General features: G+C 63.8%; 14 protein-coding genes. All 14 read right to left on the minus strand.

All coding sequences use genetic code 11. The features are described 5' to 3' along the window. Positions 1–160: 160 nt before the first annotated feature. Entirely contained in the window at positions 161–2,677 is a 2,517-nt protein-coding gene (gene uvrA, locus JNA92_RS24490) for an excinuclease ABC subunit UvrA (protein WP_241807096.1), read from the minus strand. A gap of 63 nt (positions 2,678–2,740) precedes the next feature. Continuing rightward, entirely contained in the window at positions 2,741–3,835 is a 1,095-nt protein-coding gene (tssA, locus tag JNA92_RS24495; protein ID WP_241807097.1) for a type VI secretion system protein TssA, read from the minus strand. Positions 3,836–3,929: 94 nt separating this feature from the next. Further along, positions 3,930–4,448: an Hcp family type VI secretion system effector gene (locus JNA92_RS24500; RefSeq protein ID WP_241807098.1), complete on the minus strand. Its 519-nt coding sequence runs from the start codon at positions 4,446–4,448 to the stop codon at positions 3,930–3,932. A gap of 143 nt (positions 4,449–4,591) precedes the next feature. Continuing rightward, positions 4,592–7,087, minus strand: a complete 2,496-nt coding sequence (gene tssM / locus JNA92_RS24505; RefSeq protein WP_241807099.1) for a type VI secretion system membrane subunit TssM — start codon at positions 7,085–7,087, stop codon at positions 4,592–4,594. Beyond that, positions 7,084–7,992: a type VI secretion system-associated protein TagF gene (gene tagF / locus JNA92_RS24510; RefSeq protein ID WP_241807100.1), complete on the minus strand. Its 909-nt coding sequence runs from the start codon at positions 7,990–7,992 to the stop codon at positions 7,084–7,086. Before tagF ends, tssM begins: the two co-directional genes overlap by 4 nt. Further along, a complete protein-coding gene (locus tag JNA92_RS24515) occupies positions 7,989–11,795 on the minus strand; it encodes a type VI secretion protein IcmF/TssM N-terminal domain-containing protein (RefSeq protein ID WP_241807101.1) in 3,807 nt (1,268 codons plus the stop codon). Before JNA92_RS24515 ends, tagF begins: the two co-directional genes overlap by 4 nt. A gap of 30 nt (positions 11,796–11,825) precedes the next feature. After that, a complete protein-coding gene (gene icmH / locus JNA92_RS24520) occupies positions 11,826–12,542 on the minus strand; it encodes a type IVB secretion system protein IcmH/DotU (RefSeq protein WP_241807102.1) in 717 nt (238 codons plus the stop codon). Continuing rightward, entirely contained in the window at positions 12,539–13,882 is a 1,344-nt protein-coding gene (tssK, locus tag JNA92_RS24525) for a type VI secretion system baseplate subunit TssK (protein ID WP_241807103.1), read from the minus strand. Before tssK ends, icmH begins: the two co-directional genes overlap by 4 nt. After that, a complete protein-coding gene (tssJ, locus tag JNA92_RS24530) occupies positions 13,879–14,601 on the minus strand; it encodes a type VI secretion system lipoprotein TssJ (RefSeq protein WP_241807104.1) in 723 nt (240 codons plus the stop codon). Before tssJ ends, tssK begins: the two co-directional genes overlap by 4 nt. Positions 14,602–14,626: 25 nt before the next feature. After that, entirely contained in the window at positions 14,627–17,224 is a 2,598-nt protein-coding gene (gene tssH, locus JNA92_RS24535) for a type VI secretion system ATPase TssH (protein ID WP_241807105.1), read from the minus strand. After that, positions 17,221–18,291, minus strand: coding sequence for a type VI secretion system baseplate subunit TssG (gene tssG, locus JNA92_RS24540; protein WP_241807106.1), 1,071 nt, complete (start codon positions 18,289–18,291; stop codon positions 17,221–17,223). Before tssG ends, tssH begins: the two co-directional genes overlap by 4 nt. Then, positions 18,255–20,075, minus strand: a complete 1,821-nt coding sequence (gene tssF / locus JNA92_RS24545) for a type VI secretion system baseplate subunit TssF (protein ID WP_241807107.1) — start codon at positions 20,073–20,075, stop codon at positions 18,255–18,257. The genes tssG and tssF overlap by 37 nt, the downstream gene beginning before the upstream one ends. Next, the gene (gene tssE / locus JNA92_RS24550; RefSeq protein WP_012314368.1) at positions 20,075–20,557 is read right to left on the minus strand and encodes a type VI secretion system baseplate subunit TssE; all 483 of its coding nucleotides are present in this window, start codon (positions 20,555–20,557) and stop codon (positions 20,075–20,077) included. The genes tssF and tssE overlap by 1 nt, the downstream gene beginning before the upstream one ends. A 26-nt stretch (positions 20,558–20,583) precedes the next feature. Next, a complete protein-coding gene (tssC, locus tag JNA92_RS24555) occupies positions 20,584–22,086 on the minus strand; it encodes a type VI secretion system contractile sheath large subunit (protein ID WP_012314369.1) in 1,503 nt (500 codons plus the stop codon). Positions 22,087–22,100: the final 14 nt, after the last annotated feature.

The following is a 22,100-nucleotide window of genomic DNA, read 5'->3' on the forward strand; positions in this document are numbered from 1 at the left end:
CGCTTTGGTGGAAGGGGTGGGGCGATGTCTCCCACAGTCTGTACTGCGTCAACAGTCAGAATCCGGCATTTAGTCCCACCACCCCTTCAAGTCTAACCATACAAGCCGGCTTGCCGGCGATAGGGCCAGTGCAGGCGCCAAAATGCCAAAGGTCTGAGAACTAGAGAGCTCTGGCCAAAAACTCGGCTGTGCGGCTTGCAGAACACCTCGCCACATCCCCGGGCGTACCACTCACCACCACCGTCCCGCCCGCATTCCCAGCCCCTGGCCCGATGTCGATCACCCAGTCGCTCTGCGCGACCACGCGCATGTCATGCTCGACCACCACCACACTGTGCCCGCCGTCTACCAGCCGGTTCAGCTGCACCAGCAGGCGATCGATGTCCTGCGGGTGCAGCCCGTTGGTGGGCTCATCCAGCACATACAGCGTAGCGCCGCGGGCGGTGCGTTGCAGTTCGGTGGCCAGCTTGATCCGCTGCGCCTCGCCGCCGGACAGCTCGGTGGCCGGCTGGCCCAGCCGCAGGTAGCCCAGGCCGATGTCCTGCAGCACCTGCAGGCAGCGCCGGGCCGGGGGCTGTTGGGTAAAGGCTTCAAGCGCCTGGTCGACCGTCAATTGCAGTACCTGGGCGATGGTCATGCCTTGCCATGTCACGGCCAGGGTCTGCGGGTTGTAGCGTGCGCCGTGGCAGGTCGGGCAGGGCGCATAGACGCTGGGCATGAACAGCAGTTCGACACTGACGAAGCCTTCGCCTTCGCAGGTCGCGCAGCGGCCCTTGGCGACGTTGAACGAGAAGCGCCCGGCATCGAAGCCAAGGGCCTTGGCCTGCTCGGTTGCGGCGAACAGCTTGCGCACATGATCGAACAGCCCGGTGTAGGTGGCCAGGTTGGACCGTGGCGTGCGGCCGATGGGTTTCTGGTCGACCTGCACCAGCCGCTTGATACGCTCCAGCCCCGCACTCACGCGCCCGCTGCTGGGCAGTTCAGGCTCGTCCTCCAGGCTCTGCTCCTCGGGCTCGGACAGCTGTTCGGCATGGCCCAGGTGTGTACTCACAAGCTCCAGCAAGGCCTGGCTGACCAGGCTCGACTTGCCCGACCCAGAGACGCCAGTGACCGCCGTGAAACAGCCCAAGGGAAATTGCGCACTGAGCTCACGCAGGTTGTTGCGGGTGATGCCTTCAAGCCGCAACCAGGCCTGCGCTGGGCGCGGCGTGCGGCGGGTCGGCTGTTGGCCGGCGAACAGGTAGGCGCCGGTGCGCGACGCCGCGACCTGTGCGAGGCCTGGTGGCGGGCCGCTGTAAAGCACTTGGCCGCCGTGTTCACCCGCCGCCGGCCCGACATCTATCAGCCAGTCGGCCCGGCGCATGGTGTCCAGGTCGTGCTCCACCACGTACACCGAGTTACCCGCCTGCTTCAGCTGCTGCAGCGCCTCGAACAGCGCCTCGCTGTCGGCCGGATGCAGCCCGGCCGACGGCTCGTCGAGCACATAGATGACGCCAAACAGCTGCGAGTTGAGCTGGGTAGCCAGGCGCAGGCGCTGCAATTCGCCCGAAGACAGCGTCGGTGTGCTGCGCTCCAGGGCCAGGTAGCCGAGCCCCAGGTCGATCAGCGGCGCGATGCGCTCCAGCAACTCGTGGGCGATGCGTTGGGCCGCCAGGCGTTTTTCCAGGGTCAGGGTGTCGTCATGCTGCTCCAGGTAACCGGGCGCTGCCACTGTGCGCAACACCTCGGCCAGTGCCTGCAGCGGCAGGCGCGACAGCTCGCCGATGTCACGGCCGGCGAAGGTTACAGCCAGCGCCTCACGCTTCAGGCGCTTGCCCTGGCACAGCGGGCATGGGCTGGGGCGCATGAACTGGGAGACCCGTTTGCGCATCTGCGCACTCTGCGAATGCATGAACGTGTGCATCACGTAGCGCCGGGCGCCGCTGAAGGTGCCCTGGTAGCTGGGTTCGAGCTTGCGCTTGAGCGCGGCGCGGGTCTGCGCCGGGGTGAGGCCGGCATACACCGGGACGGTGGGTGTCTCTTCGGTGTAGAGGATCCAGTCGCGTTGCGCTTGGGGCAATTCACGCCAGGGGATGTCGACGTCGTAGCCCAGGGTCACGAGGATGTCGCGTAGGTTCTGCCCCTGCCAGGCCATCGGCCAGGCTGCCACCGCCCGCTCACGGATGGTTAGCGACGGGTCGGGTACCATGGTCGCCTCGGTCACCTCATAGACCCGGCCCAGGCCATGGCATTCGGGGCAGGCGCCCTGGGGCGTATTGGGCGAAAAGTCCTCTGCATACAGCATCGGCTGCCCCACCGGGTAGCTGCCGGCGCGCGAGTAAAGCATGCGGATCGAGCTGGAAAGGGTAGTGACGCTGCCCACCGACGAGCGTGCGCTAGGGGTGCCACGTTGCTGCTGCAGGGCCACCGCTGGCGGCAGGCCCTCGATGGCGTCGACATCCGGCACGCCGACCTGGTCGATCAAGCGCCGGGCATAGGGCGCGACCGATTCGAAGTAGCGGCGCTGGGCTTCGGCGTACAGGGTGGAGAAGGCCAGCGAGGACTTGCCGGAGCCAGAGACGCCGGTGAAAACCACCAAGGCGTCCCGGGGGATGTCGACGTCGATGTTCTTGAGGTTATGCTCACGGGCGCCACGTACGCGGATGAAGCCTGGCGGGGTCGGGGGGCGGGGTGGCATGGGGTGGTCCTTGGCGGGGTGGCAAGCCACAAGTTTGCACCATTTGTGCCGGTAGTGCAGGCCTCAGGAGCGCTGCTCGCGTGTCCCCAGCACGTCGCGGATGTTGTCCACCACATTACTGTCTTTGATCACATCGCTCAGCCAGCCCTCGAGCGGCATGTTGCCCCACTTGATGGCGCGCTCTATCAGATACGGTACCGGGCTTTGCGGCTCGGTCTGTTTGAAGAACTGGGCAATGCCGGCGAGCATCGTAAAGGCTTCGTCTCGGGTCAGCGGGGTGGTGCGCATGGGCGCAGGCGCTGTGGTCTGAACGGGCGTATTCATCGGTTCACCTGGCTCGCTGGCTGCGCTGAGGGTGACGGCAGGCTCTGGCTCTGCGGCGGCAGGATGCAATTCAATGCCGCGGTCCTTGAGCAGTTTCTCTGCCAGTTGGCTGGCCCGCGAAAGCATGTCGGCGAGGCTGGCAAAACTTGGCGCTTCGGTACCGAACAGGCGGTCGGTGGTCGCTTGCAGGCGGTGGCAGGCCTGCAGGCTCGCGGCAATTTGCACGGCCTTGGCCTGCAGGTGCTCGGTGTCGCTGAGCACCACCGAGCGCTGGAAGATCTCGGCGTTGATCTTGCCCTCGCTGAGTGCGGTTTGCATCGCCTTGGGGTTTTGCAAGGCAAGGTTTTCTACATGGCGTGATTCGTCGTAACGCAGCACGCCGAAATTCTGCCCTTGGGTAATGGGCAAGCCACCGACGATGTCGGTGAGCGTGGTCTTGAGCCAGGACAGCCGCGCGGCGCGCTCGTCCAGGCCGTCCTCGAGCGACGGGTAGGCGGTCTCCCAGAAGGTTTCTAGGATGCGTTCGCACAGGTTCAGGCCGAAGGTGATGCCCTGGAAGTGATCGCGCTGGGCCAGCCCTTCGTTGAGCCAGGCGACCAGCATCAGGTCCTTGCTCTGCTGCTCAAGCCCTTGGGCCGACAGGTTGATGACCTTTTCCCAGTCGGCGGTTTTCAGGTCGGTCTGCCAGTCACCCTGGGTCAGGTAGTCAGGGTCTGCCCGGCGCGCCTCCTTGATCTGGTCGAACAAGGCAGAGAAGCTCAAGTCTTCGCCGCTGCCACCGTCGATCGGCGCGGCCAGCGCGGCCAGCGAAAGGCCGTTGAGGAATTCAGGCATAAAACACTCTGATCAGGGGTATAGAGCAACGTGCCGGGAAGCCCGGCACGCCACAGGGTATGGGCCGCTCGCGCGGCCCAGGCCAAACAAGTGCTTAGGCAAACACTTTGTTCGCGGTGCGGTCCCAGCCACCGACGATGTTGCCACCAGCCTGGCCGTCGGTACGGTTCTGCTGGGTGTAGGTGGTTTTGATGCGGGCGAAGTTGAAGCTGATTTCTTCGATCGGCAGGTCGCTGACCGCCTTGTCTTCACCGCCCTGGTTGCCACCGGCGACGAACCTGACCGAGGACACCACCACTTCTTCCATGTCGATGGTCAGGTAGGTGACCTTGTCACCACCGGCACGGTTGACGTTCAGCTTCAGCTTGGCGATGTGCTTGCCGGTGCAGCAGTGCTCGAAGAGCTTGGCCGAGGCCTTGTCGACTGCCTTGCGGATCTTGAAGTCGGTCAGCGACACGCGCTCGGACGACGCACCGCCCGAGGAGCTGGCAGTGGCCGAGGTGGCCTGGGTGGCGCCGTACTCGTAGCCCAGCACTTCGATCCAGTCCTTGTGTTTTTCATCCAGAACTTCGCCCGGGATGCCGTCGATTTGGATATACGCGTCAAATGCCATTGTAAAACTCTCCATTAACATCAATTAAAGGCCGCTCATGCGCCCCTTCGTGTTGACCTCGCTGAACGCGTCAGCAGAGGTAGCTTGCCGCCACCTCGGCCTCCTCCTGTGAGGCCCCGGTGGCCGGTTCTTGCAGCGCGCGCTCAGTTGAGCCCGCGCACTTCGATTTCGACCCGCCGGTTGGGCTCCAGGCACTTGATCAGCTGCGCCCGCGGTTGTTGCATGTCGCAGTTGACCAGCGGTTTGCGGCTGCCTTCGCCCTGTGCACTCACCAGCTCGGCGGGTACGCCCTTGCCGACCAGGTAGGTGCGGATGGTTTGCGCCCGTTGCCGGGAAACCTGCAGGTTGCCTTGGGCATCGCCGAGCTGGTCGGCGTGGCCCGAGATGATGATCTTGCCAATGTTCGGTGTGTTCAGCAGTTTGCTGGCGATGGCACTCAACTGGTTCTGGCCTTCACGCTTGAGGCTCTGGAAGTCGGCGCGAGCAAAGGCGAACAGGGTGTCGGACTCCAGCGTGATGGTTTCGATCGAGCGTAGCGACTGGGTCAGCAGGCTGTTGATGTAGTTGCGCGAGCTGGACATCAGGAAGGCATTGTCGAGAATGCGCGGCACATCGGGCTCGCGGATCTGGTCGCTGTAGAACACGATCTGGCGGCTGGCGTACAGGTAGTCCTGGTTGCCGGCAGTTTCGCTGCCAGTGGCGCCCATGCGCTTGCCGGTGTGGCGGGCGATGGCCGGGTACCAGTAGTCCGGCAACCTGGCCTTGAGCAATGCCGGGTCGGCCTTTTCCCGCTGGGCAGGCGACAGCATTACGTAAGTGTCCAACGCTGCCTTGCCGAAGTCGGCGATCGACTGGGCGCGGTTGTCATGCGGCAGGGCTTCGGCCTCGACGCTGTCGACACCGGTCACCGGCTGCAACTCTCGGGTATTGCGCTGGTAGACCTTTAGCGTGGTCAGCAGGTACAGGGTGCGTGTCAGGTTGTCTGCTGTAGGCTTGAGCATCACGTTTTGCAGGGTGGCGAAGTAGCGCGCACGCAGTACCGGTTCCACCGCATGGCCCTGGTACAAGCCCAGGCGCATGCCCAGCGGCACGGCCTGGTCGTGGTGCTGCTGGTAGTAGTGCGCGGCCCAGAAACGCAGGCGGTCGAGGCTGTGCCATGGGGCATATTGGCCAGGGTTGGCCTGGTCCTCACGCTTGGCCTGGGCCAGTTCGGCGGCCATCGTGTCGAGTGTGTTGCGGTTGTTGATGTACGACCAGCCCCACAAGCTGCACAGCAGCAGGCCCGCCAGGCTGGCAGCACCCACCCAGGCGGCCTTGCGCTGGCGTTCGCGGTGGTTGCTGGTGTATACGGCCACCAGATGCTGGTCGGGGATGATCACCTTGCGGAACAGGCTATTGATGAACAGCGGTGCCGGCTGGCTGTTACCCGCGCTATGGTCCTGGCCGTGGGCGAGGGCGAAACGCTCGGCGACGTGCTGGCCATGGCTGCCCCACAGGGCGTCGTCGGCTTCCAGCGCGGCGGTGAAATAGAAACCACGCAGCAGTTCGGCGTTCTGGTACGGGTTGGCCCGCAGCAGGCTGTCGACGAATTGCTGCAGGCGCGGCTTGAGCGCAGCCAGTTCGAGGGGGAAGCGGTAGGCAGCATTGTTCTGGCGGGTTACCTGGATATCCTGCTGCATCAGTTGCTGGCTCGCTACCTGCTGCCAGTAGCCGGTCAGCTCGTCCATGGCCGTGCCGAAGCGCTGGCCCCAGTCGGCTTGTTCGTAGCCTTTGTGCGAGAACGTCTTGCCCATTACCTCGCCGCGCGCTGCGTCATCCAGCTGGCGATAGAAGGGCCTGAAGCCCGGGATCAGGTCGCATTTGGTGAACACCAGGTAGATGGGCAGGCGCACCTCCAGCAGGGCGCAGCTTTCCTGGATACGCTCGCGCAGGCGCTTGGCCACGCGCTCCTGGTCTTCAGCCGAGCCGTGCAGGATATCGGCGATGCTGACGCTGACGATCAGCCCGTTGAGTGGGCGGCGCTGGCGGTGCTGGCGTAGCAGCTGCAAAAAACCGCGCCACTTGCCCGCTTCCTCGGGGCTGTTCATGTAGCGGCCGGCGGTGTCCAGCAGCACCGCTTCGGAGCTGAAGAACCAGTCGCAGTTGCGCGTGCCACCCAGGCCTGCAACCCGCGCACCTTCGCGCTCGGCGTAAGGGAAATTGAGCCCGGATTGCAGGATCATGGTGCTCTTGCCGGCGGCCGGTTGGCCAATCACCAGGTACCAGGGCAGGGCGTACAAGGCGTCCTTCGCTGGGGTGCCGCGTGGTTTGTTGCTGTGCAGGCGTTCGATGCTCTGCAACAGGCGCTCGCGCAGCAGGCTGATTTCTTCGCGGTCGGCCGGGGTGGCGTTGAGTACCGCTTGGTCTGCGTCATCACGCAGCAGCGCCTCAAGGTTGTGGTGCTGGCCTGCGCCACGATAAAGCAGTAGTACATAGCCCGCCGACAGCAGCAGAAACACACCAATGCCTGCCAGCAGGCTGTGCAGCGAGGCAAAGCCCAGGGCACGGCCCAGGGCCCAGACCACGAAGATCGCCAAGAAGAAGGCCAGCCCCAGCAGGTAGGGTTGATAGCGCAGGCAGTAGTACTTGATCTTGTTCATACAGGCGTCGCATCCAACGCATCGACAAAGCGGTCGATAACGTGTTGTAGGGGTCGGTCGTAATCGTGCACGGGCGCTTTTGGCGGCAATGGGTCGAGCAGGTCCAGGCGCTGGCCGGCTGCAGCCGTGCCGCTGAGCAGGCGGTACGCTGTGCCGGTATGGCGTGACGGGAAGCAGTACAAGCGCGGGTGCATGAAGTCGTCGGCAAGCAGGCTCACCGCCGGTGCGTCATGGCGCCTGCCGATGCGTGCCAGCCAGGTCAGCCAGAGGTCGGCGGTAGGGTTTTTCAGGCCGCGCTCAGCCGGCAGTGGCAGCTCGATGCCGCCGTCGAAGTCGCCGTGCAGCACCGCTTGCGTAGCCTGCAAGCGTGCCAGTGCGGTAGCACTGTCGAAGGCCGGCCAGGAGCCGTGCAACGCACGGGCAACGTCACTGAAGCTGAAATCATGCAGGAACTTGCCGTGTACCCGCCGGAACAGGTCCAGGTCCTGGGCTTGCAGTGGGCGCAGGGCCTTGATGCGTTCGAACAGGCTGGCGCGCTCGGCGCCTTGCACTGCCTGATGCAGCAACGGCTTGATTTGCGCGCTGAACAACTCGCCGAGGGTGAACGGGTTGAGCAGCGTTTCACCTTCCTGGCCCTTGAGCACTTGGAAGATGAAGAAAGGGTAACGTCGGGCGCTGGCATCGCGGGAGCTGAGCAGGCCGCCCAGCAGCCAGTTGCCATTGCGCGCGCGGTAGCAGAAGAAGCACATCGGCAGTGCATCGAACAACGCCTGCCAGTCCTCGCGGTGGCGCATTGCCGCCAACGAGGCCTGCAGCCAGGCGTCGAACTCGCAGACTTCTTCTGCCGCGCCATGCAGGCTGACGAAGTCTGCGCTCGACGGCAACTTGCCGAAGCAGCCGATCATTGTGCGCCCCTGCCAGCGTCGTTGAGGGCGCTCAGCGCCTTGACGTCGCCCAGGTCGGTGAGTTTGACCCCACCGAAGTTGCGCACTACCAGGCTGACGCGACCATTGGCGGTGTTCCAGCTGAAGCGCTGCTGGATGCCATCCAGGTCATCGACCCGGGCGCTTTCGTTCATGCGCAGCAGGCCCCAGCGCCCTGGGAAGTCGAACACGGTGACGCGTGCACCGCTGAGGGTGACCACGTCCAGGCGCGCGCCCGGCGCGTTGCTGGTACCAGGCCAGGCAAAACGGCTCCAGCTGCTGCGGCCGTTGCGGTAGTGCTGCTCTTGGCCATCAAGGGTGAACACGATGTCGGTAAAGTTGGCCGACGGCTCAAGCATGATCTCGAAGCCGTTATCGCGGTCCGACAGGCTGGCGATCACCTGGCCCACGCTGCTGGCCTTGTCGATGCTGTTGAGCATCCCCGGGTTGACCAGCGCAGGCGCCTTGCCGTTGCTCAGCCCCAGGCCTTCATCACCGGACAGGTTGCCGATCTCGTTGCGCTTGAAGGTCGGCAGCAGGCCGCTTTCGGGGTCGACGAAACGCTGCAGGTCCTTGACCGAAGCCTCGTTGCGGCTGCCGGTGGCGATCGGGTAACGGTGCGCCATGACCTGCTCCCAGGGCTTGGCGATCTGCTGCTTCCAGGCTTTGGCGATCTGCTGGCCGGCCGGGTCGCGCAGGGTTTCCCAGGCGTACTGGATCGGCAGGCTGAACAGGCTCTGCAGCGAACGCGACAGGCCGTCCTGGCTGGTGTCGACGCTGGTTTCCACGTAGTTGCGCACGGTGGTCACTTCGCTTGGCTGGCCTTCCAGGGTTTCGCTGATCAGTTGCTTACTGCTTTTACCGACATCCTGTGAGCGCTGGATGTTGTTCATGCGCACCTTGAGCTTGCGCAGCGCGGCCAGGTAGCGGTCCATGATGGTGCTGTCAGCGCCTTCGGCGTTGTTGGCTGCGAACACACGGGCGACCGGCTCGAAACGCTTGGCCAGGCTGCCGTCGTCCACGGCCGGCAGGCTAGGGGCCAGGGCTTCAGGCGCCACGTCCTTGGCTTCGTCGATCAGGCCGGTGACCTTGCTCCAGAAGCCGTCCGCGCGGGCATTGCCCGTAGGCGTGGCGTCACGCTTGACCGGTAAGTCCCACTGAGTGTTGTCATTGACCGCTGTCAGCAGGTTCTTCACCGGCGAGTTCTGCACGTCGCTGAGCAGCCCGAGGTGTTCGGTGGCCGAGGCCAGGTCGGCGAAGTGGCGCACGCCCACGCTGCTGACCATCTTGTACCAGGCCTGGGTGTAATCGCGTTTGTAGCGGGCCATGAACTCGCGCACGAAGTTGGCTTTCTGCACGATGGCATCGCCGCCTTCGCCATCGAGCACCCAGTCCGACTCGTTGCGCAGGTTGCCCGACACCAGCTTGATCAGCTCGGGCTTGACGAAGGTGTCCCAGCCTTGGCGCGTATAGATCGCCGGCACGCCGGCAGAGCTGTACAACAGGTTACGGCCAGGCGTTGGCACCAGGTCGTTGAGGCTCAGCGCGGGGAACTGGCGGCTGGACTCCAACTGCAGGCGCAGGTATTCGCGATCCACCAGCGAACTGGAAATCATGAATGCCTTGAGGTTCTGCCGGGTTTCGTCGATCAGCTGTTGGTTACGCGGCAACGACGGCGCCTGGCCTTGCTCCAGCAATTGAACGTACAGAGGGGCGTTTTCGCTGATGACGGCTTCGTCGGTGGGGGAACCTTGGGTTGCGGCACCTGCCCAGGCCTGTGGCAGGCTGGCGGCGACGAAAGCTGGGTCCGGATGGGCTTGCGGCTCGGTCAGCAGCAGGTACAGCTTGAGGGTGTTGTAGGCCTCGATGATCGACGCCACCTGCTGTTCGTCCAGGCGCCCGAGCATCTCCTCGGACAGCGACAGGCCACCGGTGGTGGCGGACAGTTCGGCCGCGTCGCTCGCCGTGGCCAGGTTGACCTTGGCGGCGTAGGCGCCGGCACGGGTCTTGGTCAGGGCCGCCTGGGCCTTGGCCGCCAGGCGTGGCGCCAACGGCTTGCCATTGCGGCTTTTCGGCGCCGGGGTGAACTCCAACTCCTGGTTGATGCCGCTGGCAAAGGTGTTGAATGCACGCATCTGCACCTGCAGGCTGCGGGCGATCGGCTCCAGTGCCTGGCTGCGCAGTTGCGCCAGGTAGGCGTCGCGGGCCACCTGGTGAATCGCCTCACCGTGGTACAGGCCAGCGCTCAATTGCAGCGGCACGCCCTCCTGGCGATGGGCTTCGACCGTCGCCATCTGCCCGCGCAGCACTTCCAGGCCTTTACCGGCAGCCAGCAGTTGTGCGCGGTCATCGGCGCGTTCGATCTCGGCCAGTTGCCCACGCAGGCTGTCCAGCCATTGGCGGTTGTTGGCGAACGATAGCGCCTGCCAACCAATGAAGGCCACCCCGGCGGCAGCCGCAAGGCCAAGCAACAGGGGGCTGAAGCCAGCCTGGCGGCCTAGGCGCGACTGATACAGGGTCAGGTCGCGGTCGGGGAAGATCACCTGGCGGAACGTGTCGGTGATGAAGTAGCTGCGGTTGCCTTGCGGGTGGCTGGCCGGCTGGGCGCTATCGTCGTGGGCCGCTTGCAGGGCAAAGTTGTCGGCGATGGCGTCTTCGTACACCTGGCCCAGTTGCTGCTCGGTTTGCAGGGCACTGGTGAAGTACAAACCGCGCAACAGCAGAGGCGCACCGCCACCCTGGCCGCGGGTGAAGTGTTCAAGGAACTGCTCCAGCACGCCATTGAGTTCTGCGAAGTACTGGGGGAAGTTGAGCAGTGTGCTGTCGGCATCTGCGCCAAGGCTGATCATCTGCGCATCGACGTGGCGGCGAACGTGGCTCTGCAGGTTTTTCAGGCGGGTGTTGAGCACGGCCTGCAAACCGTTGTTGCGGAGTTCCGACAGGCCGAAGGTCATGCCCAGCGGCTGCTGGCGCTGGTGCAGGTCCAGCCCTTCGAAGGCCTGGTTGAAGCCGGGCAACTGGTCGGTCTTGCTCAGCATCAGGTACACAGGTGGGTTAGTGCCCAGGCACTCGGCGTATTCCGCCACGCGCGCCACCAACTGCGCGGCCAGCGCATTACGCCCGTCGCTGTTGGCCGCCAGCAGTTCAGGCAGGCTGACCACGAGCACCAGGCCGTTGATCGCTGCCTTACCGCGTTGCTTGCGCAGCATGCGCAGGAAGGCTGAGAACTCGCTGGCAGACTGATCGTCGCGCAGGTAACGGCCTGCGGTGTCGATCATCACTGCGTCGGGGCTGAAGTACCAGTCGCAGTGCTGGGTGCCACTTTCGCTGTCATTGGCGGTGGCGATGCTGGCCGAAAGGCCCGAGTGGGTCAGCAGCGAGGTTTTGCCTGCAGCCGACATGCCGATCACCAGGTACCAGGGCAGGTCGGACAGGGCTGCCTTGCCACCACCACCGGCGGAGCGGTCGGTGCGCAGCATGGCGATGGCATGCTTGAGGCGCTCGCGCAGCACCTGCTGGTCGCGGAATTCACCCGTGGCGTTCCACGAGCGATCGACCTCGATCTGCAGCAGGTTCTCCAAGTTATGCTCGGCGCGGATGCGCTGGTACTGGCGCAGTACGATCACCAGCAGGAAGCAGGCGCTGATGATGGCCAGCGCTTCAGGCACATGGTGGCGCAGCCAGGGCACCATCGGGGCCACCAACCAGCAGATCAACAGGGTCACCAACCACAGCAGTGGCAGGAGAATCCAGAAACTCTTCAACAGACGCAGTAATGTTTTCATGTCTTCCTGACTCGGCTACCTGAGGTGTGCTCAGGCACTGAACAGCTGGCGGATTTGTTCGGAAAGGGCGGCGACATCCTTGTCCAGCAACCAGTCGAGCGTCAGGTATACCGCGACGCAGACCAGCGCAATCAACACCAGGTACACCCACAGCGGCACTTCGTGGCGCAGCATCTGCGACACCTGATCGGGCAGGGCCCAGTCCGGCGAGAGGGTTTTGGGTGGCTTGCGGTAGCGCGCGATGTCCTGGCCCAGGGCGTTGGCCAGGTAGCGCAGCTGGTCTTTCTGGCCGAGGCTGAACTTGCCCTCGAAGCCCAGTGCCAGGCACAGGTGGTAGACCTCCAGTACATCGAGGTTCTGTTTGACGTCGCCGCGCAACGTTTCGACCTTCTCGAAGAAGCCTTCACCGGCCAGGTGCACACCGAAATAGCGGAACTGCAGCGGTTGCAGCTCGAAGTGCCCCCGCAGCTCGTTGTCGCCGGAGCGCAGCACGCTTTCGTCGAGGAAGGCGCACAAGGCGTACTGAGTGTCCTTGACCTGCTCGACGCTGTAGTTGGCCGCGCGGGCATCGCGCTCCAGGTTGGCGAAGAAGCGGTCGACGCTGGCTTCGAAGGCTTGTACCGAGGTCACCTGACGGCCACGGCGGACAATCAGCGCCATGCTGATGAAGTCCTGTACCAGGCTCTTGAGGGTTGGTTTGTCGGTGGCGGGCGCGACGGCGCCCTGTTGCAATACGGCTTCGGTCATTTGAGCACCGCCATCAGTTCAAGCTTGAGGTTGGTAAAGGCGCTGGGCGCATAGAAGCAGATGGTCTGGGCGTTCATCATTCGCTCGTAGACATGGCCATGTGGCTCGATGGCGAAATACTGGTTGTCCAGGCGTACTGGGATGGCGTTGGGCAACCGGGCAGCATGGTTGAGGGTGACGCCAGGCATGGCGCTGTTGACCACCACTTCGATGTCTTCCGGCGAGCCCACCTTGAACGCACGCGGCACCAGCTCCAGCAGGCTGGCACCAGGCATGTCGGCGTGTACCGAGATATAGAAGTCGGCCTCGACCAGGCGCGGGTCGCGCAGTTGCCCCTGCCAGTACGACGGCTTGGTCTGGGTGAGGTTGATGACGATGCATTGGTTGGGCACGACGTTATCGAGCATCACCCGGATCATCTCGTCCAGTTTGACCAGTGACGCCGCCGGGTCGTGGTGATCGTATTCGGGGACATCACTTAGCTGGGTATCGAGAGTGAACGTCAACAGCCCGCCGGCAAGGTCGGCCAGGAACAGGTACAGGCGCTCCGGGTGCAGCCGCGGATGGGCCAGCAGGTGGGCCAGTTGCGGGTGCGCACGGTTGACCGTGTTCAGCAACCAGAACAGTGTGACGTCGCTGGAACCGAACTCGGCGATCTGGTCGGCGCGCTCGCGGCGCCGGCCCGACAACGCCTTGCTCTTGGCCTGTAGGGCACCGAGCAAGCGCTTGCCGATGCCGGCCAGCGTCTCATGGCTGCCCAGGTGCAGGGTAGGGTGGACGAAGTGCGGGTCCAGGTTGAAGCCGCCCATGCTGTTGCGGGTGAGTTTGGCCAGCGGGCAATGGCTGTAGCCATCAAGGCTGTCGCCATCGACCAGCAGCACGACATTCAGGCGCAGGCTGGTGATTTCGTTTTCCAGTTCGCCTTCGTTGAGGTCGGGCAGGGTATCGAACTGTTTGCGAAAGCGCCGCGCTGCCTTGTGCTCTTGGCCATCTTCGACATAGTTCAGGCCGAAGGGCTCGGGCAGTTTGAGTGCGGCGTAAACCTTCAGGTCGTTGGCCTTGAGCAGGTCTTTGAGGTCGCGCGCGGCCGGCAGCGGGTCGTGCTGCGGCGCGTCGTACAGGCTGCCGTCCGGAAACACCAGTTTCAGCCGCTTGAGCTGCAGCGAACCGTTGGCCAGGGCATCTTCGTCCACCTGCAGCGCCTGTACCCCCCAATGAAACGGGGTGCCGCGCAATGTGGACTCGGCCAGCTGGTGCTGGTGGAACTCGTCCTGGTATTGGAAGTGCTGGGGCAGCAGGAACATGCCTTCCGACCACATCACCCTGCTCTGCTTGCTCATTTGACGCTATCCACTAAAGAATTGAAGGTTGAATCCATGGCGTTACTGGCCGATTTGCCGGCAGCGTCGGTGGCCTTTTCGATCACAGCGTCCTGCACTTTTTCGGTGAGAGCAGATGGCGCTTCTTCGGCCTTTTGCGCAGCAGCCAACTGGTCAGCGGTGGGCGGCTTGTTCAGCACATCGACGCCACGCAGGGCGCTGATTTCGGTGTTGTCCACCAGTACCCACAGGCCATCGGAAGAGAACCAGATACCGTCCTTGCGCAGCGACTCGGCATCGAAGGCGACCTTCCAGCGGGCATCGTGCTCATCACGGAAAAACGCCGCCACGCCGACATAGCGGGCGGACTTGGCCAGTGGCCATTGGTCGGTCTGGCCGATACCTGGCAGCAGGGTGAGCTCGCGGGCTTCTACCAGCGTGTTGCCCAAGGCTTTTTCCGGAGCGTCCCAAAGTGTCTCGGCGTCGGTGGCTGCAAAGCGCTCGAGGTCGGTCAGCTGGTACACGCGCATCACCACCGACAACGGCTTGCCTTCAGCGTCGGGGTTGAGCTGGTTGCCTCCGTCGGAGGTCAGGATGACCTTCTCGCTGTCGGCCAGCATGTCGGCCGCCCAGCTGTCTTCCATGCGCTTGCCGATGCGGTCGGTGACGCCGCAACCAGCCAGCGCCAGCAGCAGGGCTGCGACGGTCAGGCGCTTGAGGGCAGTGTGTGTGTGGTACATGACGGCTAAACCTCCGGGTACTCGTTCAGGCCATGCGATAGGCGAAATCGCCATCGCTGCCCAACTCGATCGTCAAGCGCTCGATCGGCGCGTCCTGGGCCATGCGCTCGAGAACGTGCTGGGCAAGCTCGGGCATCAGGGTGCGGGACAGGATGTTGTCGATGTTGCGTGCGCCGCTGTCGACCTCGGTGCACCGTGCCGCGATGGCCTTGACCAAGGCGTCGTCGTAGCTCAGCTCGGCCTGGTGGTTGCGGGCGAAACGTTTGGCGATGCGCTCGAGCTTGAGGGCAACGATGCGCTCGAGGATCTGGTCCTGCACCGGGTAGAACGGCACGATGCTCAGGCGGCCGAGGAAGGCCGGTTTGAAGACGTGGTTCAGCTCGTCGCGCAGGCCTTCGACGATGGCCTCGGGGGTAGGCAGCGTCTGGGCATTCAGGCAGGTCTGCATGATGCGCTCGGTGCCGGTGTTGGACGTGAGGATGATCACCGTGTTGCGGAAGTTGATCTCGCGGCCTTCGCCATCGTCCAGCACGCCTTTGTCAAACACCTGGAAGAACAGCTCGAGCACATCAGGGTGAGCCTTTTCCACCTCGTCCAGCAGCACCACACTGTAGGGCTTGCGGCGCACCGCCTCGGTCAGCACGCCGCCTTCGCCGTAACCGACGTAGCCGGGTGGCGAGCCTTTGAGGCTCGACACTGTGTGGGCCTCCTGGTACTCGGACATATTGATGGTGATCAGGTTGCGCTCACCACCGTACAGGGTGTCGGCCAATGCCAGCGCGGTTTCGGTCTTGCCGACGCCGCTGGGGCCCAGCAGCAGGAACACGCCGATCGGTTTGTTCGGGTCTTCCATGCGGGCGCGGGAAATCTTGATGCGCTTGCCGATTTCGTGCAGCGCGTGGTCCTGGCCGAGCACGCGTTCACCGAGCAGGGCAGGCAGGCGCTGCACGGTGTCGATCTCGTCACGCAGCATCTTGCCCAATGGGATACCGGTCCAACCGCTGATCACCTGGGCGATGGCGCCAGCGTCAACCAAGGCGTGGACCAGGGGCTGGTCGCCCTGCACGTTGCTAAGCTCGGCGCGCAGGGCATTGAGCTGGGCGGCGTCGGTGTCCTTGGCGCTGTCCAGGGCTTTGAGTTGTTCGACCAGTTCCAGCTCCTGCTGCCACTGGGCGCTCAGGCGCTGCTCGTGCTCCTGCTCGGCCTGTAGGGCGGCCTGCAGCTCGGCCAGCCGCCGGGCATGGTCGTGGCCCTTGCCGGCTTCGTGGTCGAGCACGGCGATTTCGGCCTGCAAGTTGTCGATAAGCCGACGGCAGTCTTCCAGCGCGCCGGGTTGCGACGACTGCGCCAAGGCGATGCGTGCGCAGGCGGTATCGAGCACGCTGACAGCCTTGTCGGGCAATTGGCGGCCGGTGATGTAGCGGTTGGACAGGCGTACGGCTTGTACCAGCGCTTCGTCCATCACCGCCACCTTGTGGTGCTCGCGCATTTTGCCCAGCAGGCCGCGCAGCATATGGATGGCCTTGTCTTCGTCAGGCTCTTCGACCTTGACTACCTGGAAGCGACGGGCGAGGGCGGCGTCTTTTTCAAAGTACTTCTTGTATTCGGCCCAGGTGGTGGCAGCGATGGTGCGTAGTTCGCCACGGGCCAAGGCTGGCTTGAGCAGGTTGGCGGCATCGTTCTGCCCGGCCTGGCCACCAGAGCCGATCAGGGTGTGGGCCTCGTCGATGAACAGGATGATCGGGTGCAGGCTGCGCTTGACCTCTTCGATCACCGCTTTGAGGCGGTTTTCGAACTCGCCCTTGACCCCGGCACCCGCCTGCAGCAGGCCCAGGTCGAGGGTGTGCACGGCGACGTCCTTGAGTGGGGCCGGCACATCGCCCTGGGCGATGCGCAAAGCCAAGCCTTCGACCACTGCGGTCTTGCCGACGCCGGCTTCGCCGGTGAGGATCGGGTTGTTCTGGCGGCGACGGGTGAGGATGTCGACCATCTGCCGCACTTCGAACTCGCGGCCCAGTACCGGGTCGATCCGGCCGTCACGGGCGCTCTGGGTGAGGTTGACGGTGTACTGGTCCAGGGCCGGGGTCTTGCCGCCAACCTTGCCGGCACCTGCCACTGGCGCCGAGGGGCTGGCCAGAGGGCTGGCGAGCCTGGATTCGGCACTGCTTTCGACCAGTGCGCTGAGGTTCAGGCGCAGGTCGTCGGCGTTGATCTTCTCAAGCTCCGGTGCCGAGGCGATGACCACCCGGCGCAGTTCGGCGTCGTCGAGCAATGCTTGCAACAGGTGCGCACTGCGCACCTGGCCTACCCCGTACTCGATCGACGCCAGCACCCAGGCCTGCTCGATCATGCGGGTGATGTGCGGGGACAGCGCCGGGGTGCGGGTGTTGCCTTTCTTGAAGGTACCCAGTGCGGTCACAAGTTGCGCCTGCAGGCGCTCGGCGACCACATCGTAGTGGCGCAGGATCAGCGGCAGGTCACTGTCGCTGTTATCCAGCAACTGCAGCAGCAGGTGTTCCACCTCTACGTCGTAGTGGTGCTCCGACAGGCACAGGGCCGCCGCGCTTTCAGTGGCCGTGCGGCTGGTTTCGTTAAGCTTGGCGAACAGAGACTTCAGGTTCACAAGGCGACCCCATCGTAAGGAATGTGGAAGACGGCGCAACGCGAAGGCTCTGCGTCACGACCAGGGCGTTTGAGCCAGCCCAGCCAGCCCAGCGCGACATTGCCGCTGCGGCCCAGTTGGGCACGGGGCACGGCCTCGCGCTTAAGTAGCGGGGCGATTTCGAAATCAAGCTCGGCACCCACGTAAAAGCGCACCAGTTCGACCAGCTTGCGGTAGTCGTCCGTGCCAGGCTGAAACCGACGGTAATCGGCCAGCGCCAGGGGGCCGAGCTCGATGCGGATGCACGACTGGTAGTCCCACACGCGGTTGCCGGCCACAGCGCTTTGGCCAAGCTGGGCGTTCTTGCGGCCAAGCTGGGTGCACTGTTCGGGCTGCAGGTTCAACCAGCGGCCGGCGAACTGCCTGACCTTGATCGGCAGGGCGAAATAAAAACCGAGCATTCGCTCAAGGTTCAGCGCATTGCGTGGCTTCTGGCTGAGCAGCCCGGCGAAGTAGCTGAACAGCTCGCGGCGCAGCACCGGTTGCTGTCGTTCGAACTTCAACTGCTGGGCACGCGGGCCCAGGCCGACCAGGTTGAGCAGGTAGCCATCGAAGCCCGAGGTACCGTTGCGCTCGTGCTCGATATGGAATTTGTACTTTTGCCAGGCTTCGTAGAACAGCGTGATCATGCGGTGCGAGAAAATATCGAGAAACGCGTGGGCGGCATCGTCTCGGTACTGCACGTGGCGTTCGAGCAGCAGCTCGGTGTACGGGCGAGGCAGTACGCCCGACGGGCCTACCAGGCCCATGAAAGTGACCTGCACCTCAGACAGCGGCAGGCCGGCCGTCGATACCTTGCCCTCACGCTCGAACTGCAGGTCGCTGACCTCGCTGGCCGGAAACGCCAGCGACAGCTGGGTGCGAAAACGCAGCGGGTCTTCGTGAGGCCGGGTTGCCAGGTCCATGCGCCCGGTACGGCTGTAGTGCAGGCGAAGCAGGCGCACCAATTGAAAGAATTCGAATCGGTGCGGCTCGGCTCTGGCTTGATCGATCAGACCAGGGGCTGATCGCCAGTACGTGCTGGCCATTGGACGACTCTCATTTCTCGTTGTTGGGTACGCAAAGTCAGTTGGGTGAAGCTGTTCATCGAGCAGTACTGGCCAAAGAAGTGGTCCAGCACCATGCCGAACAGGAACACACCGCTGCCGGTGAATTGGCTTTCATCGAAGGTCAGGGTGATGCCTACGCCACGCACGAAATTCGGCCGCGGGTGGCCGATACGCGCTACCACCGGCTCGCTACTGATTGCCTTGATGCCGTTGATCTGTTTACGGATGGCCGACACGTTGCGGTAGTTGTACAGCGACAGCAGCTCGAGCAGCACTTCGCGGCCCTGGCTCACCAGCGACAAGTGGTTGAGCGACAGGTGCGCGATCAGCCGCCAGATCAGGCCTTTACCCAGCGGCACGCGCACCGTGGCGGTGGGTTTGCGCAGGCAGCGGATATCTTTGATCACCGAGTTGGCCGGGATGTTGAAATCACCCCGTTCGCCACCGAACGGCAGCAGCAGGGGGACGTCGCGGTTGCTGCAGGTCAGGCTGATGCTCAGGGTATCGCTGTTGCCGTCGATCAGTTCCAGGTCGCGGTCGACCACGCGAATGCTCATCGCCGTGGCATCGCCCTGGTTACGCCGGCGGGCAATCCAGAAGCTGTTGTGCGGGTCTTGCTCGCCACGCGGCTCGAAGAATGGCTGGCAGGTGCCGACGTGGTCGATGCCACCGAGCTTGCGCACGCGCCGCACCCGGTCGATCGAGACCACTTCTGCCGCATTGTGCAGGCGAATGTCCGGGGTGACCGGGTATTCGTGCTGGGTGTGGGTGAGCTTGATCGGCTCGGCCTGTTGGCGAAACAGGTTGATGATCGGCGTGCAGTTGAGCTTGAAGTTGTTGCGACCGATGTTCTGGGCCAGCCGTGCCAGGCGCTCGCTAAGGTCGTAATCGTTGAAGTAGAAGTTGATCTCGACCTGCTCGATGGCTTTGCCCTGCAGGATGCGGGCAAAACCTGAGAGGTCGAAGAACATGAATTTGTCGGGAAACGTGAAGTACTCGTGCAACAGGCGGTAACCGAGGAATGAGCGCTCGGAATAATCCACCAGGCCCTCGTCACGGGCATAGCCCACCGCCTGCAGGGCGTCGGCGGGTAGCGCGACTTCCCGGCTGCGGCCTTCATCCTGGAAGCTGAGTGTGGCCTTGGCCAGGTTGTTGAACAGCAGCTCGTAGAGCTGGTGCATCAGTGTTGCTTCGCCATCGAGGAAAAAGCGCAGGCGGTCCAGCTCCATCTGGCCAAACAAAGCGTCGCCGGTGGCTTCCAGGCGGATGCGCAAGCGCGCCACCAGATCGGCGCTATGGCCGTTGAAGGCCGAGCGTTCCATCTCGGCGAAGGAGGCGTGTTGCACGGCCACCGGCCACAGCTCCACCGGATAGCAGGTGCGGAACTTGCACACGACGCCTTCAACGGCGTTGGCGCGCATCTCGGTGTGGCGCGCCACGCGGTAGGCTTCGGTGACCTTCTCCTGCTTGCCAAGGCTGAGCTCGGCGATCGACATCGACGGGGTAGGGCGCAGGTAGTGCGGGTACAGCACCTCAAGGAACGACTCGACAATCTCGGGGAACTCGTCATCGAGCTTTTTGTGCACCCGCGCCGACAGGAACGAGAACGCCTCGATCAGGCGCTCGGTATGCGGGTCCTCGCAGTTGTCGCCCTCGATCAGCAGCCGCGAGGCGATTTTCGGGTACTGCGCAGCAAACTCCTGGCCGAGGAAGCGCAGGTGCGACAGTTCCTTTTCGTAGTAGGGCAGCAGTTCGTCGAGCATCAGTTGAGGTTCTGCACTTTGTATTCCTGGGTGTTGACTTGCAGCACGGCGTCGAACGACACCTGGCGGCTGATGTCCTGCAGGCGCAAAACTGCGTCCACGCGGAAGGTCAACATGCGATGGCCGTTTTGCTGGGCCAGCAGCTGTACGCGCACCCGACGAAAACGCCGGTCGCCGGTACTGATCGCGCGCTCCAGCTGTTGCTGGATCAGCCGCCGGTCGTGCGGGTCGAGCACGCTGCGGCTGATGAAATCGGGCATGCCGTATTCGAGGATGGACCCACCGAGCTGGCTGAAACCTTCGATCTGCTCGGCGACCAGGGACTGGCGGGTATTCACCAGCACCTCCAGGTCGCGCACGATGCTCGCCTTGTATTCGGCCAGCGAGCAGGTGCGCTGCACAGCCGGCTCGGCCGACTGAAACGGACGGTCGTCCAGCAGCCGGTCGAGCAGCGAGGGCAGCAGGCGGGCCTGATTACTCATGTGTCATCCTTGAACACGCAGGCCGGTCAGCCGCGAGCGCCTTGCGGCAGCTCTGCGACCAGGCGCAGCGAAGCGGTCAGTTCGTCGAGCTGGTAGTGCGGGCGCAGGTAGGTCACGGCCTTGTACACACCTGGCTTGCCTGGCACCTCGAACACCTCGGCACGGGCTTCGCGCAGCGGGAACTTGGCCTTGGCCTCCTGGCTGGCGGTGTCGTCGAGCAGCACATAGCTGGCCAGCCACTGGTTGAGGAAACGCTCGACGTCCATGCGCGAGGCGAAGCTGCCGATCTTGTCGCGCATGATCGCCTTCATGTAGTGGGCAATGCGCGAGGTGGCGAAGATGTACTGCAGCTGCGCCGAGAGGCGTGCGTTGGCATTGGCGATGTCGGTGTTGTATTGCTTCTGCTTCTGCGCCGACTGGGTGCCGAAGAACGCGGCGTAGTCGGTGCCCTTGCAATGCACCAGCGGGATGAAGCCAAGGTCCGACAGCTCTTTTTCACGGCGGTCGGTGATGGCGATTTCAGTTGGGCATTTGAGGGCGATTTCGCCGTCATCGGTCTTGAAGGTATGTGTTGGCAGGCCTTCTACCAGGCCGCCACCTTCGACGCCGCGGATGGCCACGCACCAGCCGTAGCGCGAGAAGGCATCGGTGACGCGGGTGCCCAGGGCGTAGGCGGCGTTCATCCACAGGTATTTGTTGTGGTCACGGCCGTCGACGCTTTCGACGAAGTTGAATTCTTCCACCGGAGTGGTATCAGGGCCATATGGCAGGCGGCCGAGCACATGCGGCAGGGTCAGGCCGACATAGCGCGAGTCCTCCGAGGCGCGGAACGACTTCCACTTGGCGTATTCGACCGTGTCGAAGATTTTCGCCAAGTCACGCGGGCCGGACATGTCGGTGAACGAGTCCCAGCCAAACAGCTCGGGCGAGGCGGCCGAAATGAACGGCGCGTGGGCCGCAGCGGCCACGTGCGAGATCTCTTCGAGCAGGTACATGTCTTCGGGGTTGCGGTTGAATTCGTAGTCACCGATCAGCATGCCGAACGGGGCGCCACCGAAGGTGCCGTACTCTTCTTCGTACACCTTCTTGAACAGCGCGCTCTGGTCGAATTCGCTGGCGGCCTTGAGGTCGCGCACCAGGTCCTTCTTCGAGGCGTTGAGCAGGTGGATCTTCAGCGTGGTGCTGGTTTCGGTCTGGTCAACCTGATACTTCAGGCCGCGCCAGGAGGCTTCCAGCTGCTGGAATTCGCGGGCGTGCATGATCTCGTTCATCTGCTCGGAGAGCATCGAGTCGATCTCGGCGATGCGCGCGTCGAGCACGGCGATCAGGTCCTTGCTCGGGGTCATCTCGCCCTCGAGCACCTGGTTGACCAGCTCACCGATCAGGTCACGGGTGCGGTTGCGCTCGGTGTCGGAGCGGGCCACACGGCTTTGCGAAATGATGCTGTCGAGCAGCGAGGCCTGCGGGGCGAAGGTTTCCACCTCGACCAGGTCAGTGTCCTGTTGTGGCAATGTTTGCTTGTCGGTCATCGTCTGGCTCCTGC

Origin of the sequence: Pseudomonas putida (genome assembly GCF_022627325.1) — a bacterium.
GTDB lineage: Bacteria > Pseudomonadota > Gammaproteobacteria > Pseudomonadales > Pseudomonadaceae > Aquipseudomonas > Aquipseudomonas putida_X.

Bases quoted from the DNA above. Each gene is read 5' to 3' on its own strand.
- uvrA (WP_241807096.1), bottom strand. From the start codon at position 2,677: ATGCCACCCCGCCCCCCGACCCCGCCAGGCTTCATCCGCGTACGTGGC.
- tssA (WP_241807097.1), bottom strand. From the start codon at position 3,835: ATGCCTGAATTCCTCAACGGCCTTTCGCTGGCCGCGCTGGCCGCGCCG.
- JNA92_RS24500 (WP_241807098.1), bottom strand. From the start codon at position 4,448: ATGGCATTTGACGCGTATATCCAAATCGACGGCATCCCGGGCGAAGTT.
- tssM (WP_241807099.1), bottom strand. From the start codon at position 7,087: ATGAACAAGATCAAGTACTACTGCCTGCGCTATCAACCCTACCTGCTG.
- tagF (WP_241807100.1), bottom strand. From the start codon at position 7,992: ATGATCGGCTGCTTCGGCAAGTTGCCGTCGAGCGCAGACTTCGTCAGC.
- JNA92_RS24515 (WP_241807101.1), bottom strand. From the start codon at position 11,795: ATGAAAACATTACTGCGTCTGTTGAAGAGTTTCTGGATTCTCCTGCCA.
- icmH (WP_241807102.1), bottom strand. From the start codon at position 12,542: ATGACCGAAGCCGTATTGCAACAGGGCGCCGTCGCGCCCGCCACCGAC.
- tssK (WP_241807103.1), bottom strand. From the start codon at position 13,882: ATGAGCAAGCAGAGCAGGGTGATGTGGTCGGAAGGCATGTTCCTGCTG.
- tssJ (WP_241807104.1), bottom strand. From the start codon at position 14,601: ATGTACCACACACACACTGCCCTCAAGCGCCTGACCGTCGCAGCCCTG.
- tssG (WP_241807106.1), bottom strand. From the start codon at position 18,291: ATGGCCAGCACGTACTGGCGATCAGCCCCTGGTCTGATCGATCAAGCC.
- tssF (WP_241807107.1), bottom strand. From the start codon at position 20,075: ATGCTCGACGAACTGCTGCCCTACTACGAAAAGGAACTGTCGCACCTG.
- tssE (WP_012314368.1), bottom strand. From the start codon at position 20,557: ATGAGTAATCAGGCCCGCCTGCTGCCCTCGCTGCTCGACCGGCTGCTG.
- tssC (WP_012314369.1), bottom strand. From the start codon at position 22,086: ATGACCGACAAGCAAACATTGCCACAACAGGACACTGACCTGGTCGAG.